Origin of the sequence: Paenibacillus amylolyticus (assembly GCF_003719335.1) — a bacterium.
In the GTDB taxonomy this organism is placed as follows: domain Bacteria; phylum Bacillota; class Bacilli; order Paenibacillales; family Paenibacillaceae; genus Paenibacillus; species Paenibacillus amylolyticus_D.
Window position 1 is genome coordinate 25,732 of sequence record NZ_RIAS01000015.1, and the last position, 26,212, is coordinate 51,943.

Annotated in this window: 32 protein-coding genes; 11 read left to right on the plus strand and 21 right to left on the minus strand. The window is 46.2% G+C overall.

Annotated elements, in window-relative coordinates:
• Positions 1–79 precede the first annotated feature (79 nt).
• A complete protein-coding gene (locus tag EC604_RS29985) occupies positions 80–220 on the minus strand; it encodes a hypothetical protein (RefSeq protein WP_161557010.1) in 141 nt (46 codons plus the stop codon).
• 462 nt (positions 221–682) lie between these two features.
• Here EC604_RS29985 and EC604_RS22565 point away from each other — a divergent pair, with 462 nt between their 5' ends.
• Positions 683–883 (plus strand): hypothetical protein, encoded by a 201-nt coding sequence (locus EC604_RS22565; protein ID WP_123066293.1) that lies wholly within the window; start codon positions 683–685, stop codon positions 881–883.
• Positions 884–894: 11 nt separating this feature from the next.
• Here EC604_RS22565 and EC604_RS22570 read toward each other — a convergent pair whose 3' ends face one another.
• The 18 genes from EC604_RS22570 to EC604_RS22630 all read right to left on the minus strand — a co-directional run bounded on the left by EC604_RS22570 (position 895) and on the right by EC604_RS22630 (position 10,491).
• Positions 895–1,140: a hypothetical protein gene (locus tag EC604_RS22570; RefSeq protein ID WP_123066294.1), complete on the minus strand. Its 246-nt coding sequence runs from the start codon at positions 1,138–1,140 to the stop codon at positions 895–897.
• A gap of 16 nt (positions 1,141–1,156) precedes the next feature.
• Positions 1,157–1,795: a zonular occludens toxin domain-containing protein gene (locus EC604_RS22575; RefSeq protein ID WP_123066295.1), complete on the minus strand. Its 639-nt coding sequence runs from the start codon at positions 1,793–1,795 to the stop codon at positions 1,157–1,159.
• 3 nt (positions 1,796–1,798) lie between these two features.
• The gene (locus EC604_RS22580) at positions 1,799–2,158 is read right to left on the minus strand and encodes a hypothetical protein (protein ID WP_123066296.1); all 360 of its coding nucleotides are present in this window, start codon (positions 2,156–2,158) and stop codon (positions 1,799–1,801) included.
• A 10-nt stretch (positions 2,159–2,168) separates the two neighbouring features.
• The gene (locus EC604_RS22585; protein ID WP_123066297.1) at positions 2,169–2,498 is read right to left on the minus strand and encodes a hypothetical protein; all 330 of its coding nucleotides are present in this window, start codon (positions 2,496–2,498) and stop codon (positions 2,169–2,171) included.
• A gap of 106 nt (positions 2,499–2,604) precedes the next feature.
• Positions 2,605–2,886, minus strand: coding sequence for a hypothetical protein (locus EC604_RS22590; RefSeq protein WP_123066298.1), 282 nt, complete (start codon positions 2,884–2,886; stop codon positions 2,605–2,607).
• Between the two features lie 3 nt (positions 2,887–2,889).
• Positions 2,890–3,153 (minus strand): hypothetical protein, encoded by a 264-nt coding sequence (locus tag EC604_RS22595; RefSeq protein WP_123066299.1) that lies wholly within the window; start codon positions 3,151–3,153, stop codon positions 2,890–2,892.
• Positions 3,154–3,230: 77 nt separating this feature from the next.
• Entirely contained in the window at positions 3,231–3,671 is a 441-nt protein-coding gene (locus tag EC604_RS22600; RefSeq protein ID WP_123066300.1) for a hypothetical protein, read from the minus strand.
• A complete protein-coding gene (locus EC604_RS29990; RefSeq protein WP_161557011.1) occupies positions 3,668–3,808 on the minus strand; it encodes a hypothetical protein in 141 nt (46 codons plus the stop codon). The genes EC604_RS22600 and EC604_RS29990 overlap by 4 nt, the downstream gene beginning before the upstream one ends.
• Positions 3,809–3,878: 70 nt before the next feature.
• Complete coding sequence (locus tag EC604_RS22605) at positions 3,879–5,324, minus strand: fibronectin type III domain-containing protein (RefSeq protein WP_123066301.1); 1,446 nt, start codon at positions 5,322–5,324, stop codon at positions 3,879–3,881.
• 11 nt (positions 5,325–5,335) lie between these two features.
• On the minus strand, positions 5,336–6,958 hold the full coding sequence (locus EC604_RS22610) for a hypothetical protein (protein ID WP_123066302.1): 1,623 nt from the start codon (positions 6,956–6,958) through the stop codon (positions 5,336–5,338).
• Complete coding sequence (locus EC604_RS22615) at positions 6,955–7,260, minus strand: hypothetical protein (protein ID WP_151458109.1); 306 nt, start codon at positions 7,258–7,260, stop codon at positions 6,955–6,957. The genes EC604_RS22610 and EC604_RS22615 overlap by 4 nt, the downstream gene beginning before the upstream one ends.
• A 30-nt stretch (positions 7,261–7,290) precedes the next feature.
• On the minus strand, positions 7,291–7,461 hold the full coding sequence (locus EC604_RS29995) for a hypothetical protein (RefSeq protein WP_161557012.1): 171 nt from the start codon (positions 7,459–7,461) through the stop codon (positions 7,291–7,293).
• A 182-nt stretch (positions 7,462–7,643) separates the two neighbouring features.
• A complete protein-coding gene (locus EC604_RS30000) occupies positions 7,644–7,784 on the minus strand; it encodes a hypothetical protein (RefSeq protein WP_161557013.1) in 141 nt (46 codons plus the stop codon).
• Entirely contained in the window at positions 7,781–7,921 is a 141-nt protein-coding gene (locus tag EC604_RS30005; protein ID WP_161557014.1) for a hypothetical protein, read from the minus strand. The genes EC604_RS30000 and EC604_RS30005 overlap by 4 nt, the downstream gene beginning before the upstream one ends.
• Positions 7,922–8,014: 93 nt before the next feature.
• Complete coding sequence (locus EC604_RS22620; protein WP_123066304.1) at positions 8,015–8,278, minus strand: hypothetical protein; 264 nt, start codon at positions 8,276–8,278, stop codon at positions 8,015–8,017.
• Positions 8,279–8,299: 21 nt separating this feature from the next.
• The gene (locus tag EC604_RS30010) at positions 8,300–8,458 is read right to left on the minus strand and encodes a hypothetical protein (RefSeq protein WP_161557015.1); all 159 of its coding nucleotides are present in this window, start codon (positions 8,456–8,458) and stop codon (positions 8,300–8,302) included.
• Between the two features lie 41 nt (positions 8,459–8,499).
• Positions 8,500–8,808: a hypothetical protein gene (locus EC604_RS22625; protein ID WP_123066305.1), complete on the minus strand. Its 309-nt coding sequence runs from the start codon at positions 8,806–8,808 to the stop codon at positions 8,500–8,502.
• Positions 8,809–9,294: 486 nt separating this feature from the next.
• Positions 9,295–10,491 carry a replication initiation factor domain-containing protein gene (locus tag EC604_RS22630; protein WP_123066306.1) on the minus strand — a complete coding sequence of 399 codons (1,197 nt, stop codon included), beginning with the start codon at positions 10,489–10,491 and terminating at the stop codon, positions 9,295–9,297.
• Positions 10,492–11,323: 832 nt separating this feature from the next.
• On the opposite strand from EC604_RS22630, the gene hisS reads away from it, so the two are divergent.
• From hisS to EC604_RS22660, 6 genes are all read left to right on the plus strand, one after another.
• Complete coding sequence (gene hisS, locus EC604_RS22635) at positions 11,324–12,577, plus strand: histidine--tRNA ligase (RefSeq protein ID WP_123066307.1); 1,254 nt, start codon at positions 11,324–11,326, stop codon at positions 12,575–12,577.
• 188 nt (positions 12,578–12,765) lie between these two features.
• Entirely contained in the window at positions 12,766–14,544 is a 1,779-nt protein-coding gene (gene aspS / locus EC604_RS22640) for an aspartate--tRNA ligase (protein ID WP_123066308.1), read from the plus strand.
• Between the two features lie 18 nt (positions 14,545–14,562).
• A complete protein-coding gene (locus tag EC604_RS22645) occupies positions 14,563–15,321 on the plus strand; it encodes a tRNA threonylcarbamoyladenosine dehydratase (protein WP_090915572.1) in 759 nt (252 codons plus the stop codon).
• 249 nt (positions 15,322–15,570) lie between these two features.
• On the plus strand, positions 15,571–16,869 hold the full coding sequence (locus EC604_RS22650) for an NCS2 family permease (RefSeq protein ID WP_123066309.1): 1,299 nt from the start codon (positions 15,571–15,573) through the stop codon (positions 16,867–16,869).
• Between the two features lie 38 nt (positions 16,870–16,907).
• Positions 16,908–18,737, plus strand: a complete 1,830-nt coding sequence (locus EC604_RS22655; RefSeq protein ID WP_123066310.1) for an ABC transporter ATP-binding protein — start codon at positions 16,908–16,910, stop codon at positions 18,735–18,737.
• A gap of 227 nt (positions 18,738–18,964) precedes the next feature.
• Positions 18,965–21,151 carry a HelD family protein gene (locus tag EC604_RS22660; protein WP_123066311.1) on the plus strand — a complete coding sequence of 729 codons (2,187 nt, stop codon included), beginning with the start codon at positions 18,965–18,967 and terminating at the stop codon, positions 21,149–21,151.
• A 101-nt stretch (positions 21,152–21,252) separates the two neighbouring features.
• Here EC604_RS22660 and EC604_RS22665 read toward each other — a convergent pair whose 3' ends face one another.
• Together EC604_RS22665 and EC604_RS22670 are read right to left on the minus strand one after the other, a co-directional pair.
• Positions 21,253–22,191, minus strand: a complete 939-nt coding sequence (locus EC604_RS22665; protein WP_123066312.1) for a DMT family transporter — start codon at positions 22,189–22,191, stop codon at positions 21,253–21,255.
• Positions 22,188–22,931, minus strand: coding sequence for an SDR family NAD(P)-dependent oxidoreductase (locus EC604_RS22670; protein WP_123066390.1), 744 nt, complete (start codon positions 22,929–22,931; stop codon positions 22,188–22,190). Before EC604_RS22670 ends, EC604_RS22665 begins: the two co-directional genes overlap by 4 nt.
• Positions 22,932–23,144: 213 nt before the next feature.
• On the opposite strand from EC604_RS22670, the gene EC604_RS22675 reads away from it, so the two are divergent.
• The 4 genes from EC604_RS22675 (at position 23,145) to crcB (EC604_RS22690) (ending at position 26,191) form a co-directional block, all read left to right on the plus strand.
• Entirely contained in the window at positions 23,145–23,996 is an 852-nt protein-coding gene (locus tag EC604_RS22675) for a LysR family transcriptional regulator (protein ID WP_123066313.1), read from the plus strand.
• A 127-nt stretch (positions 23,997–24,123) separates the two neighbouring features.
• Positions 24,124–25,431 carry a replication-associated recombination protein A gene (locus EC604_RS22680; protein WP_123066314.1) on the plus strand — a complete coding sequence of 436 codons (1,308 nt, stop codon included), beginning with the start codon at positions 24,124–24,126 and terminating at the stop codon, positions 25,429–25,431.
• A gap of 2 nt (positions 25,432–25,433) precedes the next feature.
• Entirely contained in the window at positions 25,434–25,835 is a 402-nt protein-coding gene (crcB, locus tag EC604_RS22685) for a fluoride efflux transporter CrcB (protein WP_123066315.1), read from the plus strand.
• Entirely contained in the window at positions 25,832–26,191 is a 360-nt protein-coding gene (gene crcB, locus EC604_RS22690) for a fluoride efflux transporter CrcB (protein ID WP_123066316.1), read from the plus strand. The genes crcB (EC604_RS22685) and crcB (EC604_RS22690) overlap by 4 nt, the downstream gene beginning before the upstream one ends.
• Positions 26,192–26,212 lie beyond the last annotated feature (21 nt).

Genomic DNA, 26,212 nt, shown 5'->3' on the forward strand with positions numbered 1-26,212 from the left:
TTCGTGGAGCCACGCATGTATTTTGTACCCCCGTGTTACAGAACGGGGGTTCAGGGCGGCTACGCCGCCTACAAACGCTTTAATATCCAAAGAACAAAAAGCGAAACCGTTCAACAACTGACAACGGATCGAGAAGAAAACCAATAACGAACATTGACGCACCAAGAACCCCTAGAACTAACAAACATTTATCTAAAAAAGCATTTTGTTCTTTATCCATGGTTAGACCTCCACAGCCCATTGAAGGCCACAACAAGGACAGCGATCCACTACAGAAGGGAGTTGACGTCCGCGAACGTCTCTAAGGCGATCCTTGGGATATGTAATGCGTATCGTTTGAACAGTCTTACAACGTAAACACTTCATGCTAATAACCTCCTGAAATTGTTTAGTTAGTCAATAGCCTGCCGGATCGGCAGTGTGTTAAAAGGGAAAGGGGACAGGCCGAGGTGAATAGAGAACATATATTCGTCTTATCTTTCCCGGTTTTCATGATGCTACAGGATAAGTAGGGGATATATCCCCTACACCCCTAAAAACAAAATCGCTTAAGCAATATTTCTATAGAACTGACTAGTTCATGTATAGATATTAACACCATGTCTATAGATATGTCTATAGATCATTGATACTTTTCTATAGATTCTGCTATAATCATATCCAGAAGGGATGTGAACAGACCATGAGAAAGCAAATGCAGGTCTATAGTAGCGTGAAGGCCATCGTCCAGGACTTGAAGAAAGACTTGGAGCTATCGAACGAATCGGAAGTAATTGCCTATATGTACACGATTTTTAACAGCCGCAGAAAGTCGATTACATTGGATGAACATCGAGCGGCATTACAGGCTACCCGAGACATTATCAATCAATCAACGATGTAAAAGCCCTCCGATCAGGAAGGCTTTTTTTCTTTGTTCTGTTTTAATTGTTGTTTGAGGTTCGTTTCAAAATCAGCAAAATAGTTAGCCATATTTTGATTATGTTCAATGGCATTAATTAAGCTTGAACCGATCCCTGGAACCTCTGGCAGATCGGCGTGATCTTTAAGCCAGGACAAAAATTCCGCAGTTTGTTTACTGACCTCTTTGAGTTGTTTCACCTGACTTTGCAATCGTAGATTAGTTAATGGGTTGATCATAGCTCTCTATCACTCCTCATCCGGCGACGACTTCCGGTAGCTCCGCTTCCGGCGCGTTCGTCGCCTGTCCGTTTATGTAATATTGATCGCTTAAATCTTTCAGTTTATTAATAATGGCGTTGTACTCTTCCTTGGTGTTCGGGAACTCCATGGGGACAACCATTGTATGCGTATCATATATCTGATGGCCTATCGAAAATGCTTTTTGCTGATTGACGGTCATGGTACGTAAATAAGCACCAGATTGCATATCCCACATCTCATAGCGGAATTTATTTTTGGTCTTGGACACTTGACAGTAAACGTTCATTACACCTCTGACACGATACTCTACATTGCTGATCAACGGACTGGAGAACATAATTGTGCATCTGAGTTTTCGTAGGTAGAAAATCATGTGCGTAAAATATTTTGAAATATTGGTATTACCACTGCGGCTGTCCAGATCGGTGTGAATCTCGTCAAGACAGATGATGCTAGACGGTTGCTGTGCAACGTCTAAAAATTGGTCAAACGTGGTAAATAACTTGCTACCAGCCAGACCATAATTGCTATACAAAGTGCAACCACTTTTCTGACGGAAATGTTGAGCCAGCAGGGACATTCCAAACGTTTTTCCTTCACCCATTCGTCCGTCAAAACCCATGAGATACATAGATTACTTCACTCCTTTTTCGATACCCATTGGTATGCCTTGTTGGTTTGCTGGGTTGGCATTGGCTTTAAGCAAATTACCCAACTTCGCATTCCCTTTGATCCGATCCGCAAGGGTGAGTTTTTCTGTCATTTTCATGTAGCGGCTTACTGGCGTCATTTCCGGTCTCATGGTATGCACTGCAAGTGCCATATCATCAAGGCCAAACTGTTGCAAAAGGAAGGAACCTCGTGCCTGGTCTTGTGTAAGTGGGACACCATTTTTCCGAATGAAATCAAGTACCTGGATCATATCGTTATCATCATTAGACTCTAACAATTCTTCTATCATAAATTCTTGAACGGTTGGCTTTTTGGTTAGCATAAGGAACCTCCTATTTGAACAGAATGAGCATTGCGATTATGAAGTAAGGAACCCAACGGAACATGTCGGGCTTGTCCTGAATATTAAATTCAAGCATCCGTTTCAGCGCAGTAGACTTACGCAGCTGAACAAGATTGGCCGCTTCCATTTTGGCTGGCAAATCCACATTCGCCACGTAGAGAATGTAACCATTATGAGTATCGATATGCTTATCTAAATTCTCGATCTGATACATGCCTTGCTTGGTAAGAACCGCTTCGGCAGAGACTTCTTCGACCTGAAGCATTTGCACAGTCTGATCTTCATTGAAAATTAATATCTTGTCACGTTTAACTGCCATTACTTTTCACTCCTACTTCAACATCTTTTTTTTGAGCCAAAACGCAGGGATCACCAAGGTGATCAGGAGGCTAATACCTACAGCAGAACCAATTTCAAAAAATGTTCTAAAGACTGAACTCATTTTTTTTCACCTTCTTTTTGAATGATGGTAGAAGACCACCAATAAAACTACCGAGATTACTAGCACCAAGTCCAACCAGTACACCGATGATAAGGAAATAAGCCATAAGGACTTTTCCTTCTCCATTAAGCATTTCTTTCATGACCGGAATAGCTCCGGGAAATTGAGTAAACAGAGTTGGCAAATAATATCTAAGAAACAGATAAGCACACGTCAAATACAAAAGGCCGACAATTAAACTGGACAAATTAATTTTAATTTTCATAAGTCACCACCACTTTATAAATTCTTTAAATTTCAGGAACAGTCCCATGTTATTGGTCACAAGGTAAACAATGAAATATATAAATGCGAGCGTGCAAGCCGTAGTAATAAATGTGATCCAGATCGGGCCGAGAAAAGAGAAGTAACCGAAATATTTCCCGAAATCGAGCGGCCTAGCCACTGGAACAGACAAAGACCGCAACGCATCGGCTATTGTTGTCAAAAATACAAGTACAGGGCCAAATATCGTATCAATCAGGTTTTTCATAACCCAAGACTCCTAACGATATAAACAGTGTCGTCCCGATCAGGAAGGCAAGAACCATGAGCAACACATCAAAGCCACTAAGCATTATCACGTTCACCTCCAAGAAGTCCGATCACCTTAATCACGAAAAATAACCACAATAGCGCAAGTAGTACAGCAGGGATCACGGTTAGAAAACCAACAGGTTGCAAGACTTTTTCAACCACAAGTTGCATTCCGGTTCCGGTAGAACTGGGATAGTTCACAGGCGTTCTTGAAAAATCTATAAACAGCAAAGCCTTGATCGTGCGTAAGAATCCAAGAGCAAGCGATCCGAGAAATTGAAACAGTGCAATAAAAATATCAATGACCTTAATAACAATGGTCACAAGCTTGGTCAGAAAATACCATATGCCCTCGATCAGGGCGACAAGCCATCCAAGAGGGACAGCCAGAAAGTTAAGCAACGTCTGAATGCCATTCCCAATTACCTTGAAGGCTCCAGACAAGAAACTCATCAACGTATCAACGAATGTCATTCAATCATCAGTCGTTTTATACCGTGAGCAACTGCCATAGCTAACATTGCAGTAAAGGCAAGAAAGAGAGGACTTTCAAAGCAACTCACTAACGCCTGTACACCTTGCATAATCAAATTCAACCGATAATCGTCCATTATGATGCCAACTCCTAACGGCAGTTACCGGACATCAAGACTGTGTAAGACATAATGCCCGGGCGGCCTGTTATGATTCAAATAATCCTTTGACACGATTCGATACATAAAAACTGAGGGGGATGGAAATGGTAAAAGCGAGTAGGAGCCAAAAGGATGAAAACCAACTACTCGTGCCGTCCGCGACATCTTTGAGTTTATAACCTAGCGATACATCCGGTGCAAGACTGGACTCTGGTTTCACTTCAACGACATTTGACCTTGGCGAATCGCCTATTGCATTACTGGCGATCACATAAAACGCATGTACCTGACCGTTTTTAAGCCTGGTAATTTTAGCACTTGTCTGTGTCGTCTTCATAATGAATGTACCATCCGAGTTATACACTTTATATTCTCTTGCTGTAGCAACAGGAGACCAGGACAACAAAGCTCCACCGTTAAACGGACTAGCGGTTACAGATACGGCTACTGGTTCAGTTTCCAGCGTAAGAGTTCGAAACTTCGACTTCGAAGACCGGGCACTGATATTGCCTGATGTATCAATAGATGCAACTTCAACTTCATATTCAGTATCCAGCTTAAGACCCTGCAAAGTAAAAGGGAGTTGCACAGGTTGAGATGTAACACGGTTGCCGTCTAAAAAGACATGATATCCGGCTAAATCCGAATCAGGCACAGGATCGGCGGTAACGGAAGCCGTATAGCGATCAGGTGTTATTTTTACGCCGACAGGAACTTGGGGCGGCGTCGTATCTGGCACAGGTACGGTGTAATCCATAGAACCAGAAGTGTACACCTTATCATTAACATCTACAGGAGCCACCTTGAAGTTGTAGGTTTGTCCTGGAACGAGTGAACTGACACTGTACGATGTAGCGGTAACATTACCTAATAGCTGATTATCGCGATAAATCTGATAGCGTTTAAGATTAACGGACTGTACTGCATCCCAAGATAGTGTCATGGATGTTCCAGAAGTGGGAACAGCCTTCAAACCGTTAATGACAAACTTCTCTGGATCAGGAATTTCCTGTGCGCCATAAACCTCAAACTCATAAGGCATCAAAATAGTAGACCCGGTAGTTGTATTAACAAAATAAACAGCACGAACACCAGAAACTGGAGTAATGGAAGTTTTAACACTGCCACTCACAGGAGGAGAGATAACAGCTAACTTTTCATTATTAGCCCCCAGTAACCAAATAGCCATGGAACTATTAGAATAAGCAACCTGATAGGCATCAATAGTCACAGGAACAGGAAATACGTAAGCTAGAGCATTATTGGGTGAGCCAGAAGGAGCATAGATAGTACCACCAAGAGTAGATGCATTACCATCCGTAATTTTAGGCATATCAACAGATTGTGTAGACTGATTAACAATGGTTGGATAATTACGAACGTCCTTATAAGCCAATGTTTTACCATAAAGCAAACCATCACCATAAGCAAAGATTTGTGTTACTGGCATAATCGCCAAAAATAAAAAAGTAAGCAAAGATATTTTTTTCATTAACACCACCCCTATGGGTATTGGGACGAATCCCAGCGCAATGGATGATTTTCCACTTGCACCTGCATTTCAGGATCAGCCGTCATTTCAGGATCAGCGACCATTTCCCTATCAGGAGTACGTTCGGGTTCGGGCGTCAGCTCCGGTTCTAAAGTTGGCTCTTGATCCGGCGATAGTTCGGTTTCCGGCGTAAGTTCAGGCTCTGGCCTAAGTTCGGCTTCGGGCGTCATTTGGGCATCCGGTCTTAACTTCACACCATTTTCATCAGACCAGGCTTCGGGTTCTGGTGCCGCTGGCATCGCATCCGGTGTAGCTGCGTCTCCCTGATCGGTAAAGTTCGTTTGGTTATTTTGATACGGTGTTTGCATAACATCATCCGGCTTAAACAGATCGGGCTTCGTGATCGGATCAGGTAAAGCATATTCCCTAGTCGGCGTCAGCTGACGTACGATTTCCTTCAAGGAACCATTGGCTTTCTTCAATTCATCATTCGTAGTTTTTAACTCATCATGAATTGCCTTGGTGTTATCACGGATTTCGTCGAGCGTAGGCTGTAAATCCCTGATACACTGACAGATCGCATCGGCATCACTGTTCGTAGATGCACCAATGTAAGGCGTATTTACGTCTGACTCTCCAACCACATTGCCGTTTGGATCTCGGCCGACAATGCTATAGCTACCGTCGCCGGGCAAGTCATATGATGTATCCGTTGTTTCTCCGATTTTTTGACCGTCTTTGTAGATGTCGTAACTACTGGCTCCGGGTGTTGCATCCCATGATACTTTTGGTAGGCCAGTACTGTCCTGACCCGTGCAAGCCGGCATTGTGACTTTTGCATTCAAATCATCCTTTGGTACAGGCTCGGGAAACGACGAGCACACGTTTTGTTGTATCTGACTGGTTTGTAAACCACCAACAGAGGATACGACTGATCCGGAAGCGTTAAGGTACTGCAATTGATATGTACCCGAGCAAGTCAGATACAGTGTGCCGCCTACCTGATCAATAGGCCATTCTCTGTCATACACGGCTCCCGATGCGGCTGTAAACACAAGCTTTACGCTAGCGGCACTTGATGGAGCATCCCAATAATCCAAACGATATTGGTCTTTGTATGGCACGTAGAAAAATTTATATTTGGAAAATGGCGTTCCCGTTCCTGAACCCGGAGAATCTGATCCTGGTCGATCACCCCAATTCGTCGGAGCATTGAGCGTATAATTGTACGCAAGCTGTTCCGGTGCGTCTGGATCGTCAACATATACCGTTAAAACCTTCACATACGTTTCACTATTCGTGGACTTGTCCAGAACAATAGATATGCTCAACGTTTCACGGTCTAATATAACGTCATTGCCGGACACATCTTGTGTCGATCCATCAGGATACTTCAAGTACAGCCGAGTGTTTTCACGCCCGTTTGAACCAAACTTAATGCGCTTAATGACACCGTTATTATTGGTGCTATCGCCATAAATGACCGTCCGATCAGCACGATCACTTAGGAGTTGACCCGAACCAGATGTGTTCGAATGAATGTAATGATAGTTACTCAGGTTAATGTCCTGAGCGTAAGCAAGTGACGGAAGCAAGACAAACACAAATGGCAAGAGATATAAAATACGTTTCATAGGCGTCTGTACATCAAATCAATATCAGATTGTGGAACAAGTTGTGCTTGCCAGATAACAGCAATCAGGTAAATAACGACTAGGCCGCCAATTGCCAGCCCGATGTCTCTGAATCTACTCTGTAGTTCAAGGTTCGAGGACTTATCAAAATGAGTTTTACCTGATAAAGCACGTGAATGGGAATCTGATAACTGTTTCTGTATATCCATGACTTTATAAATATCTCTGCCAAGCATGATTGATATTACCACCGCCGCTACAACGAGTAGAGCAGACAAGGGCAACAACTCCCATGTGATCATTTAATCAAAAAGGGTCTTTGAAAGACCCCGTTACTGGAACAAACCTTTGATCCGGTGTGCCACGAAAAAGGACAACGGAATCGCGATGGAAAACGCGAGAATCAGCCATTGAGAACTAAACCAACTTGATGTAGAAGTAGCTACGTCAGCCAGATTATAATCCAGCGTAACTACTGGGATAGTGCCACCTGTACCGCCCATAAGATCAGACTCCTATTCATTATTTCTAAATTTTTTCAACAGCCACGTCCCGAACAATATCCCGAATAGCAGGGAAAGAACAGGGGTGAGTGTATCCCAGTTAAGAGCGAGATTCGCAAAAAGATCACTGATCGGTGGCCCGTCCGGAATTTGTGGGACACGATCACTATGTAGCAAATCCCTCACTTAACGTTGTTAATCACTTTAAAGATAATCCAAATGGCTAATCCTGCTCCGGCATACAGATAGACCAATGGACTGAAACTGGAAAACATGTTGTACGCATATTGCAAAATCGACGACATCTTAAGTGTAAAAGTCAAGCATAACGCCCCCAAGCTTTGAGGATGGCGAGAAGTGATATGACGGCAACCACAAACGTAATTCCGCTAACGAGTAGGGCAATGACATAATCACCACCGAACACAAGCGTAAATCCTTCCAGTAGTAGTTGCTTCATCGGCTCACAAACCTTACCCAGCTTGCCGCAAGTGCGCCCAGTACAATGAGAACAAGAGGCAAGCCAAGGAGAAAGTAAGAATCCACTAACGCGCTAATAACGCACCGCCTCCCAGATCCATTTGAACACGAGCAACAAAATGATAGCAGCCAGTAAAATACAGATCATTATCTCCCCGATCGTCAGGGAGTGGAAGATTTGGAGATTCCCTTCTACGTGAGAACGGTAGAACTCATTAAGAGCCGACCCAACTTCCTGTTTAATGTCATAAATGATCGGCTGTTGCTCTACATCCGGTAAAATTACAGGATCGGTTCCAGCTACGGGATCAGGTTGCACAGGTTGTTGTTCTTCCATGAAGTGAATCTCCTTTCTTCATTACTGGAAAAGTCCTTTGATACGATGTGCCACGAAGAAAGAGAGTGGGATCGCGATCGAGAACGCGAGGATCAACCATTGACTGCTGAACCAGTTCGACGTGGAAGTCGCAACGTCTGCCAGATTGTAATCCAATGTAACTACTGGAATTGTACCCATATGCTGTTTCACCTCCCTTCATGGAATATACAAACCATGAATTAGGCTTTAACGGGCATTTCGAATGTAACTGGATCAATGAATTTGAAGTCAACAATCTTGATGCCAAGTTTTTTACCTCTCATATCAAGAGCCGTTACTGCTTCATAAATTCCAGGAACTTGTCCAATCTTGTTAAAAAAGCTGTATTCCATATTCTGAGACATAGGGATCGAACCTATTTCATTATCACCTGTTGAGTTATCAAGACTGATATAATGCACTTTACATCCTTCAACCGTGCGACCTGTTTTTTCATCATCAAAGCTGTAACGGTTGGCACCCAATACGACAACCTTCATGTTATCCATTTTTCATTTCTCCTCTGGGTTTTAGATTTTTATATTTGAACGATCCGAAGATCAGTGTTCACGATCCAATACAATGTTTCAGGTTTCCAATACGTTGTTTCATGTTCCAGCACAATGTTCACAATTTGTTCACATTTAATTTTTGGCATTTTTCGTTGCATAAACATTCAAATTTGCGGTGAATAATTATTCATCACATTGATATTTTTATGCATAAAAAAACGCCCACCAATTGGCGGACGTAGTTACAGAACATGTGTTCTGATTTATTTGTAGCATATAACGGGATATACTAAATGTAACGAGACACACTGGTTCACACAGTATGTCTCATAGGAAAGGCTAACTGAGTCCGCCAAGAAGCAGTTCGCCTTTCTGATATTTAATTAAGTTGGTAAATAAGTTTCTTCCTATAGTATAGTACAAGACCCGACATTTGCCAACGAAAATTTTGGGTTTTTTAGGCTTGAAACAGGTAAATATGTCCTATTTTTTTAGGTCTGGAGATTGAGACGTTCCCGCGTCTCTTTTTTCATGCTCATAATGCTGCTGTGCCAGTCGTTTTTGATGTTCCGCAATCGCCAAATCACGGTTTTCTCTGTACTGATCATAGCGTTTCGCTCTACCAGCAATATCATGAGCACGTTCGACTTCCATCATTTCGCGGAAAGCTTCCGCACGTTTCCATTGGGCTTCACTCATTTTGAGTAGGCCACGTTCCATCATATCGACAAAATACTCTTCGCCTGGACTGCCCATGGCGTACCAGACCTCAGCCTGAGTCGCTGAAACTTGATTATGGAGCCAGCCCTCTTTGATCGGGATCGTCTTATCTGGAGCCTTGGAAGCAAGTCGAAGCTTCGCGGCATCGTTCAGGAAGTCCAACCAAAATTCCGATATAGGCCAGCGCGCTTTATTACTGTCACCGTTATCATCTACATAATTAATGTAGTGAGACAATATGCCGAATATAATTTCGCCTGTCGTTGTACCTTTCGTTATAAACTCAGCTGTAGTCTGTGCCCGATCATCAGAAAGCTGTAACTCAATCCGGTTCCAAGCGGTGAGGCCTTCTTCAAGTTCTTTACCAGCATTCACACGCTCAAAATTCTTTTCATATATACGGAGTTGCATTTTAGATGTAGGAGAACCATAATAGATAGTTTTACCATGGCTAGACCCATCAGCCAGTTTAATTTTCTCCGTTGGCTGTGCAGATCGCCACTTGCTACGACATAAACCCTTTTTCGCCTTACGGATCAGGTCGCCAACTTTGAAATACGGCTTATCGTCATGATATCGGATATCATCCACAGCTAAATCAATTCGACTGATCTTAGCGTCATGATTCAGTAGTTCTTCTATTAAAGCGTCCCACTGATCGCCAAAGTACGTTTCCCATTGACGACAGCCTTGACCGGACATCTGTACATGGATTCCCATATCACCCGTGCCACCGTACAAGATGCGAATGTCTCCACACACTTTCTGATAATGGTAACCATGGAGTCCCCGCGGCATATCAACAAACTCAGATTCCGGAATATTTAAGAGCATACATACATCGTTCACGGTTACCGCCGTCCGGATCGTGCCGTGCTCCGATTCATGAGCCATGGTTTTGACCGTGAAACTAAGCCAGTCTATTAATGAAATCAAATTCTCTCTATTGTTATCAGGCATTGTGTACTAACCTCCATGAAACGGTTTTCAAAAATGTAATACTCCTGTAATGTTAGTAACACAAGCCTTTAACAATGTGCGTTTATAATAACAGACATGACCCCCTTTTTTTATATATCCTTTGAACCTGCACACCGTGTGCAGGTTATTTTTTTTCTATCTTTGCATGTTAGCCCTTGACTTTAGTACTGCGGTTCATTACAATCAGAAAATAATACGTTGACTATAGTCAACTAAAGTCGTTTTTTTGAATAATATGACTGATTTGATGACGGGACCAAGTACTCCGTACCCACATGACCAGAGAGGAATCCCCAAGGCTGTAAGGATTCTCTTGATGAGCGGACGAATGACTTCCCCGAGAACAGACGGCGAACAAGGCAGAGACAATCTGCGGATCTTAGTAGCCGGCCTGCGCATGACGTGCGTTATACGTAGAGCGGAAGAGCTGTTGATCTGGATGTAGCATTGAACACATCCTGACGTAACAGTGACAACCTGAACGGCTATAGGCTCAGGCTTCCGGAATGTGGGTGGTACCACGGGTGAATGTATATACAATCTCTCGTCCCTTTGTTTGCTGTATATGAGCAAACAGGGCGAGGGATTTTTTTGTTTTTTAGTTAAGATATGAGATTTACACGAAGAACGGAGAGGACAGAAAAAAACCTGGAAAAGCGAAGCGTTCGCCTTTATCACCGAATTTTAACATTTTAAAGTTTTATTCAAAAAAATTTGGGGATAACAGCGATTGAAAGGTTTTCTGTCCGCGTAGTGGGAATCGTGGAATATCTTAACGTTTACAGAGAAAATCAATGCTGGAGGGATACAGATGGGTTTTCAGAAACCGACAGGAACGCAGGATTTGCTGCCTGGTGTAGTCGAGAAATGGCAGTATGTGGAAGGGAAAGCAAGGGATCTGTGTCGACGCTTTAATTACCGCGAGATTCGCACGCCGATCTTCGAGCAGACATCCTTGTTTGTACGAGGCGTAGGAGAAACGACAGATATCGTTGAGAAAGAGATGTATACCTTTGATGACAAAGGCAATCGCAGCATGACACTTCGTCCGGAAGGCACAGCAGGTGTGGTTCGTGCTTACGTGGAGAATAAGCTTTATGGCGAACCGGATGTGAGCAAGCTGTATTATATCGGACCAATGTTCCGGTATGAGCGTCCGCAGGCTGGCCGTCAGCGTCAGTTTCACCAGTTTGGTGTAGAGGCTCTTGGTGCAGTTGATCCGGCAATTGATGCCGAAGTCATTGCACTTGGCTACCAGCTGTGTGTAGAGCTTGGCCTGAAGGATGTCAAAGTGGAAATTAACTCGGTGGGGAATGCAACAAGTCGGGCGGAATACCGCGAGACACTGCTTGGTTTCCTTAGACCAATGAAGGACACACTTTGCAAAGACTGCCAGTCCCGGATGGAGCGTAACCCACTGCGTGTACTGGATTGTAAGGTGGATCAGGATAAATTCGTTGGAGCTCCGTCCATCCTGGACAGCCTGGATGAAGAATCATTAAGTCATTTTGCCAAACTGCAGGGGTATCTGGACGATTTCGGCGTAGACTATGCGGTGAACAACCGTCTGGTAAGAGGGCTTGATTATTACACTCTCACTGCATTTGAGTTAAAGGCACAAGGTATCGGAGCCATTGATACCGTTGGTGGCGGTGGCAGATACAATGGTCTTGTTGGTGATATCGGCGGACCCGATCAGCCGGGCATCGGCTTTGGTATTGGGCTGGAGCGCATTCAGCTCATTCTGGAGCACCAGAACATTGAAGTAACAACACTTGCTCCGCTGGACGTATATTTTGTCGCTCTAGGTGAGGCGGCGGATCGTGAGGTCAATCGACTGTTGTTCAAGTTACGTCAATCCGGCTTATCCGGTGAACGTGATTATCTGGGCCGCAAGATGAAAGCACAGATGAAATCAGCAGACCGCTTCAAAGCTCGCTATACGGCGATCCTTGGGGATGACGAACTGGAGCGTGGCGAGATTTCACTCAAAGCGATGGATACAGGTGAGCAGCAGACCGTGAAGCTGGATGATCTGGTGGCAACGGTACGCGGAAACAATTAAGAACCTACGATGGAACGACAATTGTAGAATCGGCAAGTGGCTATGGTGAATGGATTCCGGTTGTACGGACGGTAATCTCCAGAGACAGGATGCCTTTCAAATATATATCTTCACGTAACCGGATTGTGGAAGGCGGGCTACATGCTTGTCTGCACAGAACGGAAATTTCACATAAGAGGAGTTTGGTTATGAAAAGAAGTCATCATTGCGGCGCATTAACAAACGCACATATCGGTGAAACGGTAACATTGAACGGCTGGGTACAGACCCGTCGTGACCTGGGGGGCGTACTGTTTATCGATCTGCGTGACCGCAGCGGTATTGTACAAGTTGTTTTTAACCCGGCATATTCCGGTGAAGCATTGCAGATCGCAGATCGTGTACGCAGTGAATATGTCATCGCGGTAACGGGTAAAGTGGTTAAACGTGATGCAGAGACTGTAAACAAAAACTTGTCAACAGGCGAGATCGAAGTTCAAATTACGGAAATCGAAGTGTTGAATGCAGCGAAAACACCTCCATTCTTCATTGAAGATGGTGTTGAAGTAGACGAATCCCTGCGTTTGAAATATCGTTACCTGGACCTGCGTCGTCCGGAAATGTTCGAAACATTGAAACTGCGTTCCAAAGCGTCCAAAGTGTTCCGTGACTTCCTGGACGGAGAAGAGTTTGTTGAGGTGGAAACACCAATCCTGACCAAGAGCTCGCCGGAAGGTGCGCGTGACTATCTCGTACCAAGCCGTGTGCATGAAGGAGAATTCTTCGCCCTGCCACAATCCCCACAAATCTACAAACAATTGTTGATGGTTGGTGGACTTGAGCGTTACTACCAAATTGCTCGTTGTTTCCGTGATGAAGATTTGCGTGCAGACCGTCAACCGGAGTTCACTCAAGTCGATATCGAGACATCCTTCTTGCAACAAGATGACCTGTTGCCAATGATGGAACAGTTGATGGCGAAATTGCTGCGTGAAACAAAAGGTATTGAGCTGGAATTGCCATTCCAACGGATTACGTATGCTGATGCAATGGGCAAATATGGTTCCGACAAACCAGATCTGCGTTTTGGCATGGAACTGGTGGAAATGAATGATATCGTAGCAGGCAGCGGTGTGAAAGTATTTGCTTCCGTTATCGAAAAAGGCGGCGAAGTGAAAGTACTGAACGCCAAAGGCTGTGGTACGTGGAGCCGTAAAGAGATCGACGATCTGGGACCATTCGCTGCTCGTTACGGCGCTAAAGGTCTTGCTTGGATTCAAGTGAAAGACGGCGAGTTCAAAGGGCCAATCGTGAAGTTCTTTACACCGGAAGAGATTGAAGCTGTTAAAGAACGTACAGGCGCTGAAGAAGGCGACTTGTTACTCTTCTCCGCTGACACCAAAAAAGTGGTTGCTGATGTCCTCGGTGCCTTGCGTCTGAAAATCGGACGTCAACTCGGTCTGATTGATGACAGCAAGTTCAAGTTTGCTTGGGTTGTGGACTTCCCGCTGCTCGGCTATGATGAAGAAGCAAAACGTTATGTGGCGGAACACCATCCGTTCACACGTCCAAAAGACGAAGATGTACATCTGTTCGACACAGACCCGGGCGCAATCCGTGCCCAAGCCTATGACCTTGTTCTAAACGGTTATGAAGTCGGTGGCGGTTCAATGCGTATCTACAAACGTGATGTACAGGAAAAAATGTTTGCTGCGCTTGGACTTACACCGGAAGTAGCTAACGATAAATTCGGTTATCTGCTCGAAGCATTTGAATATGGTACACCACCACATGGCGGTATCGCCTTTGGTCTGGACCGTCTTGTGATGCTGCTGGCAGGACGCACAAATCTGCGTGAAACCATTGCCTTCCCGAAAACGGCAAGTGCAACCGATCTGTTGATGAATGCACCTTCCGAAGTGGATGGATCACAACTCGAACAACTTCACATCCGTGTAGCCCGTAAACCTGTCGCGGAAAAGAAATAAAGGAGGCATCGATTTTCAATGCTCCATCAATTTTCAAGAACAGAGCTTGCGATCGGACCTGAAGGTCTGAATACGCTCAGAAATAGCACGGTAGCCGTACTTGGCATCGGCGGTGTGGGCGGGATTGCTGTAGAAGCACTTGCCCGCAGCGGCGTTGGCCGAATCATCCTGATTGACAAAGATGTAGTGGATATCACGAACATCAACCGTCAAATTCATGCACTTACCACCACGGTAGGTCAGAAAAAGGCCGACTTGATGGTAGAGCGTGTGAAATTGATCAATCCGGAATGTGACGCCATTGCGCTCAACATGTTTTATACCGAAGAAACGTATGAGGAATTGTTCAAGTACGATCTGGATTACGTGCTGGATGCTTCCGATACGATTATCTACAAAATACATCTCATTAAAGAGTGCCTAAAACGCAAAATTCCGATCATCTCCAGCATGGGCGCTGCCAACAAAATGGACCCGACGAAGTTCCAGGTGGCGGATATTTCGAAAACGTCCATGGACCCGATTGCCCGAGTGGTGCGCACCAAGTTGCGTAAAGACGGCATCAAAAAGGGCGTGAAGGTGGTATTCTCTACCGAGGAGCCATTGAAGCCACGCGCAGACGTGACGCAGAAGATCGTTCCCGAGAATGCGCCGGAGATTCGCAAAGCGAAACAGCCACCAGCAAGTAACGCTTTTGTCCCGCCGGTAGCTGGTCTGATTATGGTCAGTGTTGCAGTGAAAGATCTGCTTGAAAAAGCGGAGAAGTCAGAGGCTTAAGCAAACAACATATCAGATCAAATCAATTAACATTGTATAAGATCAACCGAATGAAGCGCGGGTGCTGCGAGCACCTGCGTTTTTTGGTTCTATTCTTTTTTCATTGCATGGATAACTAAATTAAGAGGGGATTCGATACGTCAGGATTACGTCATGTACTTCACCGTGAAAACGGTGTATGATATGGTGTGCTGCGCGAAATGATGATACATACATAATGATTTGCGGCCAGAGAGGGGAACAGAACGAATGAAACACGGGTGGTTGTCCAGACAACTGGGCATGGAACCAGAAGATCAGTGGAAGAAGGAAATTGTGGCTGGTTCCATATCTTATTTTGCCGTCGTTTATATTGTGATGGTGAATGCCAAGATTCTTTCTGATGCGGGGATGCCGCTGCAGGCAGCGATGGTAGGTACGTTGCTCACATCCATTGCAGGCTGTTTACTTATGGCTTTCGGAGGTAAATCACCGATTGTCGTGGTGCCAGGCATGGGAATTAACGCATTTTTCACATATACACTTGTACACTCGATGAAGCTGACTTGGCAAGAAGCACTGGCTGTAGTGGCTGTTACTGGTGCTTTGTTTGCTGTCGTTGCCTTTACGTCGTTATACAAAATGATCAGCGAAGCGATCCCGAAAAATTTGCAACATGGCATCACAGTTGGGATCGGATTGTTTCTAACCTTTATCGGATTGCAAAAGAGCAGCATTGTGATTGCCCATCAGACAACCTTTGTTGCTATAGGACACTTCAATGATCCCAATGTCATTACAGCCTGTGTAACACTTGTGCTCGCCGTTATTTTATTTATCCGAAATGTTCAAGGCGGTCTGCTTATCAGTATTTTAATTGGGACAGGACTTGCTTACGTGCTCGGAGCGGTACATCCCGGCGAAGCGGTATCTGCAATGGAAGCACTGCGGCAATATGGTGGTCTGTTTGGTGAATTATCTCTGATGAAGCTGGCAGATGTTGCATTCTGGATTGCTGTTTTTCTGCTGTTGTTAATCGTTGTGTTTGAAAATATCGGGCTCATCACCGCGCAAACAAATATGATTGGTCGTCCGGAACGTTTCAAGGGCAGTCTGCGTGCACTGTCAGTTAGCACCGTACTGGCTGGTATCTTGGGGAGCAGTCCGCCGGTAGCGGCAGCGGAAACTACAGCGGGCATCGCGGCAGGTGGCCGCACGGGTTTGACTCCGCTTGTAACAGCTGTGCTGTTCGGCGCGACCTTTTTCTTCATCCCACTGCTCGGATATATTCCCGACAGTGCGATTGCACCTATTTTGATCATCATCGGTGGTTTGATGGTACAGGGTGTCAGAGACATGGATTTCAGCGATTTTACCGAAGCGTTTCCGGCGTTTCTGATCATGGTTATGATTCCTTTTACATACAGCATTGTGGATGGGATGGCCTTTGGATTTATCGCATACCTGCTGGCAAAACTGGCTGCCGGAAAAGGAAAAGAAGTGCCTGTCGTCATGTATGGCATTTCGATTCTGTTCCTGGCGAACTTTGTATTACATGGTATTTTGTAAAACGTAGTGATGAGAGATAGAGAACGGGAGGAAGATGGATGGAAGAACAGGGAATGCAAGAACAGCAACACTCGGAGTCGAATAAGCCGAAAGTCGGAACAAAAGGATTCAAGGATTTTGTTAGACTGATCGCTTCCACGAATCCGCCAAAATTGATCCTGACCGTGGCTCTCATCTTGACCTTGATTCAAACGACGGCGGGACTCATCGTTCCTTTGATGACCAAAGGACTCATTGACGGACTGACCACATCAGCTCTAAATAAATCGGTTATATTTCTGTTGCTCGGGGCGTTTGTGATTCAAGCCATTGCTTCAGGAATTAGCATCTATATGTTGAATTACGCTGGGCAACGTGTCGTGGCGACGCTTCGCACCAAGCTGTGGAACAAGGTACTGTCACTCCGCATGCCATATTTCGACCGCAATCGTACGGGGGATACGATGAGTCGTATCACCAATGACACCAGTCAGATTATGACGTTAATTGCGGATTATCTTGTATCATTTGTCTCCAACATCGTTGCGGTAATCGGTGGGGTGGCACTGCTATTTTATCTGGACTGGGTGATGTCACTCATCATTCTAAGCCTGGTGCCGCTGACCATGCTGATCTTGTTGCCTGTGGGCAGAAAAATGTACAAAATCTCCAAAAAACAGCAGGATGAGATGGCTGGACTGACATCGGTGCTCAGTCAGGTGATTAGTGAAATTCGTTTGGTCAAAGCGTACGGAACCGAGAAGCAGGAATCCGAGGCGGGAGATTCCCGCATTCGTAAAATGTTTGCTTTTGGATTACAGGAAGCACGTATTCTGGCGTTGATCGGGCCTTTGTTTACTTTTGTTATGACGGCTGTGCTCGTCGTTATTCTTGGTGTCGGGGGGATGCGGGTTGCTTCGGGGCTACTGTCGCCGGGGGAACTGGTTGCATTCATTCTGTTGCTGTTCCAGGTTATTATGCCAATGGGACAGTTCACAACGTTGTACTCACGTTTGCAAAAAGTCGTAGGTGCTACCGAGCGCATTCAGGCGATTCTTGCGGATGAGGAGGAACCAGATCACAGCACAAAACGAGCTCCACAAGGTAATGACACGATTGCATTTCACAACGTACATTTCTCTTATGTTGCAGGTGAAGAAGTGCTGCACGGCATTAATCTAACGGTGCCGACTCGCAAAGTAACAGCCATTGTGGGTCCGAGCGGAAGCGGTAAGTCTACGCTGTTCTCACTGCTGGAGCAGTTCTATATTCCCGACTCAGGTCACATCTCCTATGGCGGAGAAGAGATAACTAATTATTCCTTGGCCTCATGGCGTAGTAAAATTGGCTATGTATCACAGGAAAGTCCACTAATGGCGGGTACGATCAAAGACAACATCACTTATGGTCTCAATCGTGAAGTCACCATGGAGGAGATCAGAAGAGCCGCGGAGATGGCCTATTCGGCTGACTTTATCGACAAACTGCCACAAGGGTTTGACACCGAAGTGGGCGAACGCGGAATGAAGTTATCCGGGGGCCAGCGTCAGCGGATCGCTATTGCCCGTGCGTTGCTTCGCAGCCCGGATATTCTGATGCTGGATGAAGCTACCTCCAGTCTGGACAGTACATCCGAATACGAAGTTCAGCAGGCGTTATCTAATCTAATGGAGGGCAGAACTACCATTGTCATTGCACACCGATTGTCTACTGTTGTGGATTCAGATCAGATTGTTGTGCTGGAGCACGGTCATGTTACCGGGACAGGAACTCATGCGGAGCTGATCGGCACGCATCCAGTTTATCGTGAACTGGCGCAAAAGCAGTTTGTGGCGCAGGATGGAGACGGCAATGCAAGCAGCAATGGGGAAATACGAAACAAAGAGTAACGCTCAATAGATAGAGGGATGAGGATCGAAGGATTTCTGCGGTACCTGTGAAGGTATCACTCAGCAGAGTCCTTCTTTTTTTTGGTTAGGACTTCATGGTTTGTTTTGTTCATATGGAAAATTGATATGGCTTTCAGTTACCCTTTGTGATATATTGGATATCCTTTTGTATTGCGCGATCTACAGCGATGCAGAGCAAACATATATTCTTAGGAGGTAACTGAAACATGTCAGACAGCTTTCAAAGTGCCTATCAAGAAGAAGAGTACAGGTTAGCGCGAACGATGGAAGAAGTGGATCGTCAGCTCACACGGCTGCGGAACTTTCCGGTGTATACCGGTCACGATTTCACGGAGCAAGTGCTGGAAGCCGGACGTGAAGAACGCCGGAATGCCTTGTCCAAGAGCGCGCAACAACCCTATTTCGGACGCTTGGATTTCGAAGAGCAGGGCAGTGGTGAACGGAAACCGCTGTATATTGGCAAAATCGGCGTAGACCGCGAAGAGATCGGCGAGCATCCGCTTGTGATCGATTGGCGCGCTCCTGTCGCGAGCCTGTTTTACTCTTTTACCGGAGGAGAAGCCTCTGCAACGTATGAAGCCCCTGAAGGGCTGATTGAAGGTCTGGTGTATCTGAAACGAAATGTCGTGATTCGTCAGCGCATACTGGAGCGAGTGGCAGATACGTATAACCGGGACAGTGACCAGCCCGCCGTATCCGATGAGTTCCTCGTGTACCGACTTGGTGAAAATAAGGACAATAAGCTGCGTGACATCGTATCCACGATCCAGGCCGAGCAGGATCAGATCATTCGGGCGGCGAGAAACACCGCATTGATCATTCAGGGAGTCGCCGGATCAGGAAAAACAACAGTGGCCCTGCATCGTCTTGCTTTTTTGCTGTACCAGTACAAGGAGCAGGTGTCGGCGGAGAAAATGGTTATTTTTGCACCCAACCATATGTTTCTGGATTACATCTCCGATGTATTGCCAGAGCTTGGTGTAGGGGATATTCAGCAGCAGACTTTTCCCGATTGGGCGATGAATCTGCTAGGTCTGGATATGCCGCTTGCAGATGCGTCAGAGACGCTACAGACGTGGTTCGAAACCCCTGCTGCTCGGCCTGAGCTGAATGATGATGTCCCTGGACGTTACAAAGGCTCAATTCGTTTCATGGAACTGATTCGGGAGTGGTTATCGGGGATGGAGGAAGCATCTGTGCCGGATGGTGATTTCAGTCCATGGGACGGTGCGGTGCTCAGTAAACAGGAAATCGATAACTGGTTTGGGACGGAGTACAAACATTATCCGCTGGCCAAACGCAAAGAGCGGGTCATGGCACGGGTTCACCGCTGGATCGAGATGGAATTGAAAAAGCCGATGCCAGACACGGTGCGCAAAGAACGTAAGAAGAAGGCGGCAACTCGGGAGAAATCCTATGCCAAAAAGTGGCCTGAGTACAATCCGCTGACGCTGTACAAACAGCTGTTCAAGGCGGCGAAAGGCGGGGCTGTGCCTGCAGAGCTAAGCAGCTTAATACCTAAAGCGATCATGAAACAAACGGGTGCAGACCTGAAACAGGATGTCATTCGAGAAGAGGATCTGCCGGCACTGGTTTATATCCATACGTTGGTGCATGACATTGAAGGAACGGAGCGTTTTGACCACGTTGTCATTGACGAAGCTCAGGACTTCTCTCCATTTCACGTTGCGCTGCTGGATCAGTTCGTGAAAGGGCATTCTTTCACCATTTTGGGAGACTTGTCCCAAGGTATTCATGAGTACCGCGGTGTTCATACCTGGGAAGAGATGAGTTCGTTGTTCCCGGAAGAACAGAATGCGTATTTTGCCTTAACCCGAAGCTATCGTTCCACGATGGAAATCATTGATTATGCCAATACCATCCTGGATCAGGGTGTGAAGAGTGGGATCACGGCAATTCCGGTGTTCCGGAGCGGTGATCCGGTGCGTACTTTGGCTTATGGAAGTGAAGGGCGAACGGAGAGCCTGGAACGGGCGCTGAAGGTGCTTACCTCGAAAGATTATCGGACGGTGTCCATTCTGACGCGGACATTGCGTGAAGCCGAAGAGCTTCATCGTGAGCTTCAGGCGACAGGCTGGGAATTGAATCTGATCGACGGTGGCAAAAAGCAGTACAGTGGCGGACATTCCATTTTGCCTGTGTATCTGTCCAAAGGACTTGAATTTGATGTAGCGATTGTAGCTGATGTCGATGAGCAGCACTATTTGCCTGGCGCAGGTGATGCGAAGTTGCTTTATGTCGGCTGTACGCGGGCATTGCACGAATTGTGGTTATTTCACGACGGCGACATGCCAGCGTATGCCGCGGCAACACATAATCCCGAGGGGGAGCAGGTTACGATTCAAGGCTGGCCGGATGAGGCTGTTTTATAGTCGAATAGATCACGTAGCACTAAGCTATATCGATATAGAGGCATGACGCAGGTTAACCCTGACGCATGCCTTTTTTGCATAGGATGATGAAGACAACTTTTTTATCCGAGGTTTACAAAGCGAGATGCGGCTTGTTTCTTCTTAGCTGAACGGCGGTTTACCAGATAGATGCCCACCCCGATCAGGACGCCTCCAGCCCCGACAAACCATTGAATCTGTTCGCCTATCAAAAACCAGCTTGATAGCACGCCGAAGAACGGTGCAAGAAACAAATAACTGCTGGTCTGAGCGGGATCACTGTTCTGTAACAGATAAAACCAGAGGGAAAACTGCATGATGGAACAAATCAGCGTAAGATATAACAACGATATGATGGAGACTGTAGTTACTGTAAAATGAGGCTGCTCCGTCCATACGCTTATCAGAAGCAATGCTGAACCTCCAGCAAGCATCTGATAAGCGGTAAGCACAAAAGTATCATAATCGACACCCCAGCGTTTAATCAGCAAGGTGGATATGGCAAACGAAATCGCTCCGCCAAAACCGATCCAGGTTCCGGGGTTGAAGCTCATATGCCACCCAAAGGTAACCAAAATGCCGACAAACCCAACAATTACGCCAATCCATTGGCTTGATCGATAGCTCAGGTTATATAGCAACGCACTGAGAACAATGACGATCAGTGGATTCGTAAACGTGATAATGGCCGACTCACCGGATGAAATCCAATTCATGCTGTAATAGGCGCAGCCCATCACCCCGGCGGATTGAAACAAGCCGATGAGAATAATTTTGCCCCAAGCTCGCCATCCCCTTGGTAAAGCACGCTTACGCAAGACCAAAGCCATTAAACCGCCCGCTAGTATATAGCGCAAGCCCATCAGTAGAAAAGGTGGTGCATAACTGAGCCCTATTTTACCTACAGGAAAAGAAGTCCCCATAATGAGTGTTGTCACAATAATCAATAGGATGTATTTGCCGGGTCTTAAGGAAGTTGGTATGCGTGCCGCTCTAGCAGGATTATGAATTGTTGTGCTCATAATGTCTGTCCTCCATCGACAGTAATAAGCTGCCCTGTCATGGATTGCTGTTCAAGAGCAGCGCAGACCATGTGGGCAATGTCCTCTGGCTGAGCGATTCGCTGCAGCAATAATTGTCCCCCGAGTTGGTGCATTCGTTCCTCATTGCCAGCCCACCAACGTGTGGAGACAGCTCCGGGAATGATGGCATTCACCCGAATGTGTGGAGAGAGTGCATGAGCCAGAGATAGGGTCAGACCATGGACTGCTGCTTTGGATACAGCATAGGGAAGAGAAGAACCTGAACCAGTGCTGCCAGCAATACTGCCCATATTAACAATGGCACCTCCACCGGCCTGCTTCATTCCTTGTGTTACGGCACGAGCACAATAAAACATACCTTTCACATTCACATCCATCAGTTCGTTCCAGATACCATCTGTGATGGCCTCCAGATCGCCCAGGGGGATATGATGGGTCATGCCAGCATTATTCACAAGGTCGGTGATGGGGCCATAGATTTCGGTTACGTTGGTGACCATTCGGCGTACCTCATCATCATTTGCAATGTTCCCCTGAATGCAAAATGCTTGCCCGCCTTGATTGAGGATGTGCTGGACGGTTTCTTCTGCGGCCTTCTGGGATCGGGAATAGCTCAATGCGACCCGTGCACCGCGTTCAGCCAGCAAGGTACTGACCGCCCGGCCTATACCTGTTCCTCCGCCTGTAATGAAAACCACTCTATTTGTCCAGTATGTCATTTCAAACACTCCTTCTTTGCTCTCAACCATTGAACAAGAGTCTCCATTGATCATCATCATGTGGTTTGACAAGCAAATCACAGATATTCAACCATTCGGAGACAACGAATGAACTCAATGGATATGTCCTCATTGTAGTACGGTCTGGCAAGAGAGTATAATGATTACAAATGAACTGGATATCATTTTGAATGATGTCAGAGTGGAGGCATGATGGAGAGCGGGGATCTTCGAATATTTCAATGTGTTGCCCAGGTAGGAAATCTGACCAGAGCTGCAGCCAAGCTAGGGTATGTCCAATCCAACGTTACGGCACGCATCAGGCATTTGGAAGCTGAAGTAGGTACGCCATTATTTATCCGTCACAATCGGGGAATGACATTGTCTCCAGCGGGACAAACGCTGCTATCTTACGCAGATAAAATCATTGGACTGTTGAACGATGCATCCAAAGCACTTCAGGCTACTAATACACCATCTGGCCCTTTGCAAATTGGGTCGATACAGACGGCCGCTGCGGTAAGGCTGCCGCGTCTCCTAGCGGAGTATTACAGCCATTACCCAGATGTTTCACTAGCTCTGGCTACAGGTCATTCACAAATGCTTATTGATCAGGTTATCGGGTATGAATTGGAAGGTGCATTTATTGGCTGTTCTTGCGACCATCCTGATATTAAATCTGTGGATGTGTTTGATGAGGAACTTTTTGTTATTTCGTCTCCAAGTCTGCAAGAGGAGGAACTGATCCGAAAGCCGATACTAGTTTACAGTATGGGGTGCTCTTACCGTAAAATTTTGGAGGACTGGATGCTTCTGAGCGGTATTCATCGACCCGTTATTATGGAATTTGGGACGCTCGAGGCCATTATCAGTGGTGTAACCTCTGGAATGGGCATCTCTTTACTGCCTGAAATCGTCATACGGCAGCAAATCCAAAACGGCCTGCTGCGTAAACATGCTCTTCCTGCCGGAATGAACCGTATGATGACAAGGTTTATTACTCGTAAGGATGCGTTTGTCAGCAGTGCGCTTGGGGCATTTATGGCTATGCTTCCGCAGGAATGATATGATAGCGAGTGGAGATTAGCTGAATGTGATATCCTACGCTAAAAAGTTGTAAGGATATATAAAAAGTATAATTGTAAAGTCGTGTTTATTGGATTTGGCAACCCTTTAAGGAAGTGATAAAACCATGGATTTATTTTCGTTTCAACAGGATACACAACCACAGGCCAGATTGCTCGCAGACCGCATGCGGCCTGAGCATCTGGATGAATATATTGGACAGGAACAGATTATCGGGCCAGGAAAGCTGCTACGCCGGGCCATTGAGGCGGATCAGATCTCATCCATTCTACTGTACGGCCCGCCAGGATGTGGCAAGACCACTCTTGCTCACATCATCTCGCAGCATACTCAAGGACAATTTGTGCGACTGAATGCTGTGGATGCCTCTGTGAAGGACGTACGTGAAGTGATTGAGCAAGCGCAGACGAACAAGCAGCTGTACGGAACCAAAACGATTCTCTTCCTCGATGAGGTACATCGTTTTAACAGTTCACGTCAAGATGCACTGCTGCCTGCGGTGGAGAAGGGAACGATTATTTTTATCGGTGCAACGACGGAGAACCCGTTTCATTATGTGAACGGAGCTTTGATGAGCCGTTCTACCCTTTTTCAACTGGAATCCCTAAATAAGGAACATTCCCTGATTGCGATGCGCAGAGCGTTAAGCGATGCGGATAAAGGCCTTGGGTTTATGGAACTGAAAGCCGATGATGAAGCGCTGGCGCACATTGCTACGATGGCGAATGGCGATATTCGCCGTGCCCTGAATGCTCTGGAGCTTGCTGCGCTAACGACACCGCCTGAGCAGGATGGAACGGTTCACATCACGCTGGCTGTTGCGGAAGAGTCGATCCGTCGTCCCATTGTCAAGGCAGACGAGTCCACGCAGTATGACGTATTATCCGCTTTTCACAAAAGCATTCGTGGTTCGAGTGATGCAGCGTTATTCTGGTTCCTATATGCCGTGGAGAAGCTGGGCATGGACCCCATGACGTTCATCCGGCGCCTGATTGCAGCAAGTAGTGAGGACATTGGACTGGCGAATCCACAGGCGATGACCCAAGCAATAGGAGCGCTTGATGCGTACCGAAATAACGGCTGGCCGGAGGCCAAGCTAAACATTGCGCAAGCTATATTGTTTGCGGTGGAAAGTCCGAAGTCCAATGCAGTATATACAGCAATATCCAAAGCGATGAGTGCCATTGATGAGGTGAAATCGGCCGAAGTGCCGCTGCATTTGAGGGATACCCATTACTCGGGTGCCGCGAAGCTGGGACATGAAGGATACCAGTATCCTCATAACTATCCGGGACATTATGTGAAACAGGAGTATCTGCCAAAACAGCTGTCTCGAAGAGTTTTTTATGAGGCGACAGAGCAGGGGAATGAGTCGAAGATCAGGATTAATCAACAACGGCGCAGGGAACTGTAGAGATGAAAGAGTTAGCATATATTGGAGCCGGCGGGTTTCTGGGCACATTAACCAGGTACACCATTCAACTGATGATCCCCTCGGCTAATGCAGGTTTTCCCTGGGCAGTGCTGTTGATTAATGCGATCGGCAGCCTGTTTTTGGGCTGGTTTTTTACCGTGGCTATTCCGGAAAAAATAACACCACATCTCCGCCTCGCCATTGGCACAGGATTTACTGGAGCTTTCACGACCTTTTCCACATTTACACTCGATATTGTTCGTTTATCGGAGAGCGGAGAATGGATCAAAGCCGTGGCTTATCTCCTTTTAAGCGTGTTGGCAGGACTGGTGCTTTGCGCCCTTGGCATCAAGCTGGGTAACCGAATGCTAAGTATCTCCTCCGAAGAGGGTGATGCCCGATGATGATCTGGATTGGATTAGCGGGTGTATTAGGTGCGCTGCTCCGTTACAGTCTGGGAAAGGTTGTCTCCCGCAAACTTGGCACCTCTTTTCCTTGGGGAACGTGGATGATTAACATCAGCGGTTCTGTTATTCTGGGAATGTTGTATGGCGGTCATCAAGCAGGGAATTTGCCAGACGAGATTTGGGTAGTATGGGGAACCGGCTTCTGCGGAGCGTACACTACGTTCTCTACCTTCGGGTATGAAACATTAACGTTGATGGCGCAACAGCGACAAACCAGAGCGGGTATTTACGTGGTGAGTTCTGTGGTGGTGGGCGTGTTAGGTTGTCTGGCAGGAGTCTGGATCACTGCATAAGTTAAATATTTTGAATTTTTT

Excerpts from the sequence above, each read along its gene's own strand:
- EC604_RS29985 (WP_161557010.1), bottom strand. The coding sequence starts at position 220 with ATGGATAAAGAACAAAATGCTTTTTTAGATAAATGTTTGTTAGTTCTA.
- EC604_RS22565 (WP_123066293.1), top strand. The coding sequence starts at position 683 with ATGAGAAAGCAAATGCAGGTCTATAGTAGCGTGAAGGCCATCGTCCAG.
- EC604_RS22570 (WP_123066294.1), bottom strand. The coding sequence starts at position 1,140 with ATGATCAACCCATTAACTAATCTACGATTGCAAAGTCAGGTGAAACAA.
- EC604_RS22575 (WP_123066295.1), bottom strand. The coding sequence starts at position 1,795 with ATGTATCTCATGGGTTTTGACGGACGAATGGGTGAAGGAAAAACGTTT.
- EC604_RS22580 (WP_123066296.1), bottom strand. The coding sequence starts at position 2,158 with ATGCTAACCAAAAAGCCAACCGTTCAAGAATTTATGATAGAAGAATTG.
- EC604_RS22585 (WP_123066297.1), bottom strand. The coding sequence starts at position 2,498 with ATGGCAGTTAAACGTGACAAGATATTAATTTTCAATGAAGATCAGACT.
- EC604_RS22590 (WP_123066298.1), bottom strand. The coding sequence starts at position 2,886 with ATGAAAATTAAAATTAATTTGTCCAGTTTAATTGTCGGCCTTTTGTAT.
- EC604_RS22595 (WP_123066299.1), bottom strand. The coding sequence starts at position 3,153 with ATGAAAAACCTGATTGATACGATATTTGGCCCTGTACTTGTATTTTTG.
- EC604_RS22600 (WP_123066300.1), bottom strand. The coding sequence starts at position 3,671 with ATGACATTCGTTGATACGTTGATGAGTTTCTTGTCTGGAGCCTTCAAG.
- EC604_RS29990 (WP_161557011.1), bottom strand. The coding sequence starts at position 3,808 with ATGGACGATTATCGGTTGAATTTGATTATGCAAGGTGTACAGGCGTTA.
- EC604_RS22605 (WP_123066301.1), bottom strand. The coding sequence starts at position 5,324 with ATGAAAAAAATATCTTTGCTTACTTTTTTATTTTTGGCGATTATGCCA.
- EC604_RS22610 (WP_123066302.1), bottom strand. The coding sequence starts at position 6,958 with ATGAAACGTATTTTATATCTCTTGCCATTTGTGTTTGTCTTGCTTCCG.
- EC604_RS22615 (WP_151458109.1), bottom strand. The coding sequence starts at position 7,260 with ATGATCACATGGGAGTTGTTGCCCTTGTCTGCTCTACTCGTTGTAGCG.
- EC604_RS29995 (WP_161557012.1), bottom strand. The coding sequence starts at position 7,461 with ATGGGCGGTACAGGTGGCACTATCCCAGTAGTTACGCTGGATTATAAT.
- EC604_RS30005 (WP_161557014.1), bottom strand. The coding sequence starts at position 7,921 with ATGAAGCAACTACTACTGGAAGGATTTACGCTTGTGTTCGGTGGTGAT.
- EC604_RS22620 (WP_123066304.1), bottom strand. The coding sequence starts at position 8,278 with ATGGAAGAACAACAACCTGTGCAACCTGATCCCGTAGCTGGAACCGAT.
- EC604_RS30010 (WP_161557015.1), bottom strand. The coding sequence starts at position 8,458 with ATGGGTACAATTCCAGTAGTTACATTGGATTACAATCTGGCAGACGTT.
- EC604_RS22625 (WP_123066305.1), bottom strand. The coding sequence starts at position 8,808 with ATGGATAACATGAAGGTTGTCGTATTGGGTGCCAACCGTTACAGCTTT.
- EC604_RS22630 (WP_123066306.1), bottom strand. The coding sequence starts at position 10,491 with ATGCCTGATAACAATAGAGAGAATTTGATTTCATTAATAGACTGGCTT.
- hisS (WP_123066307.1), top strand. The coding sequence starts at position 11,324 with ATGGGTTTTCAGAAACCGACAGGAACGCAGGATTTGCTGCCTGGTGTA.
- aspS (WP_123066308.1), top strand. The coding sequence starts at position 12,766 with ATGAAAAGAAGTCATCATTGCGGCGCATTAACAAACGCACATATCGGT.
- EC604_RS22645 (WP_090915572.1), top strand. The coding sequence starts at position 14,563 with ATGCTCCATCAATTTTCAAGAACAGAGCTTGCGATCGGACCTGAAGGT.
- EC604_RS22650 (WP_123066309.1), top strand. The coding sequence starts at position 15,571 with ATGAAACACGGGTGGTTGTCCAGACAACTGGGCATGGAACCAGAAGAT.
- EC604_RS22655 (WP_123066310.1), top strand. The coding sequence starts at position 16,908 with ATGGAAGAACAGGGAATGCAAGAACAGCAACACTCGGAGTCGAATAAG.
- EC604_RS22660 (WP_123066311.1), top strand. The coding sequence starts at position 18,965 with ATGTCAGACAGCTTTCAAAGTGCCTATCAAGAAGAAGAGTACAGGTTA.
- EC604_RS22665 (WP_123066312.1), bottom strand. The coding sequence starts at position 22,191 with ATGAGCACAACAATTCATAATCCTGCTAGAGCGGCACGCATACCAACT.
- EC604_RS22670 (WP_123066390.1), bottom strand. The coding sequence starts at position 22,931 with ATGACATACTGGACAAATAGAGTGGTTTTCATTACAGGCGGAGGAACA.
- EC604_RS22675 (WP_123066313.1), top strand. The coding sequence starts at position 23,145 with ATGGAGAGCGGGGATCTTCGAATATTTCAATGTGTTGCCCAGGTAGGA.
- EC604_RS22680 (WP_123066314.1), top strand. The coding sequence starts at position 24,124 with ATGGATTTATTTTCGTTTCAACAGGATACACAACCACAGGCCAGATTG.
- crcB (WP_123066315.1), top strand. The coding sequence starts at position 25,434 with ATGAAAGAGTTAGCATATATTGGAGCCGGCGGGTTTCTGGGCACATTA.
- crcB (WP_123066316.1), top strand. The coding sequence starts at position 25,832 with ATGATGATCTGGATTGGATTAGCGGGTGTATTAGGTGCGCTGCTCCGT.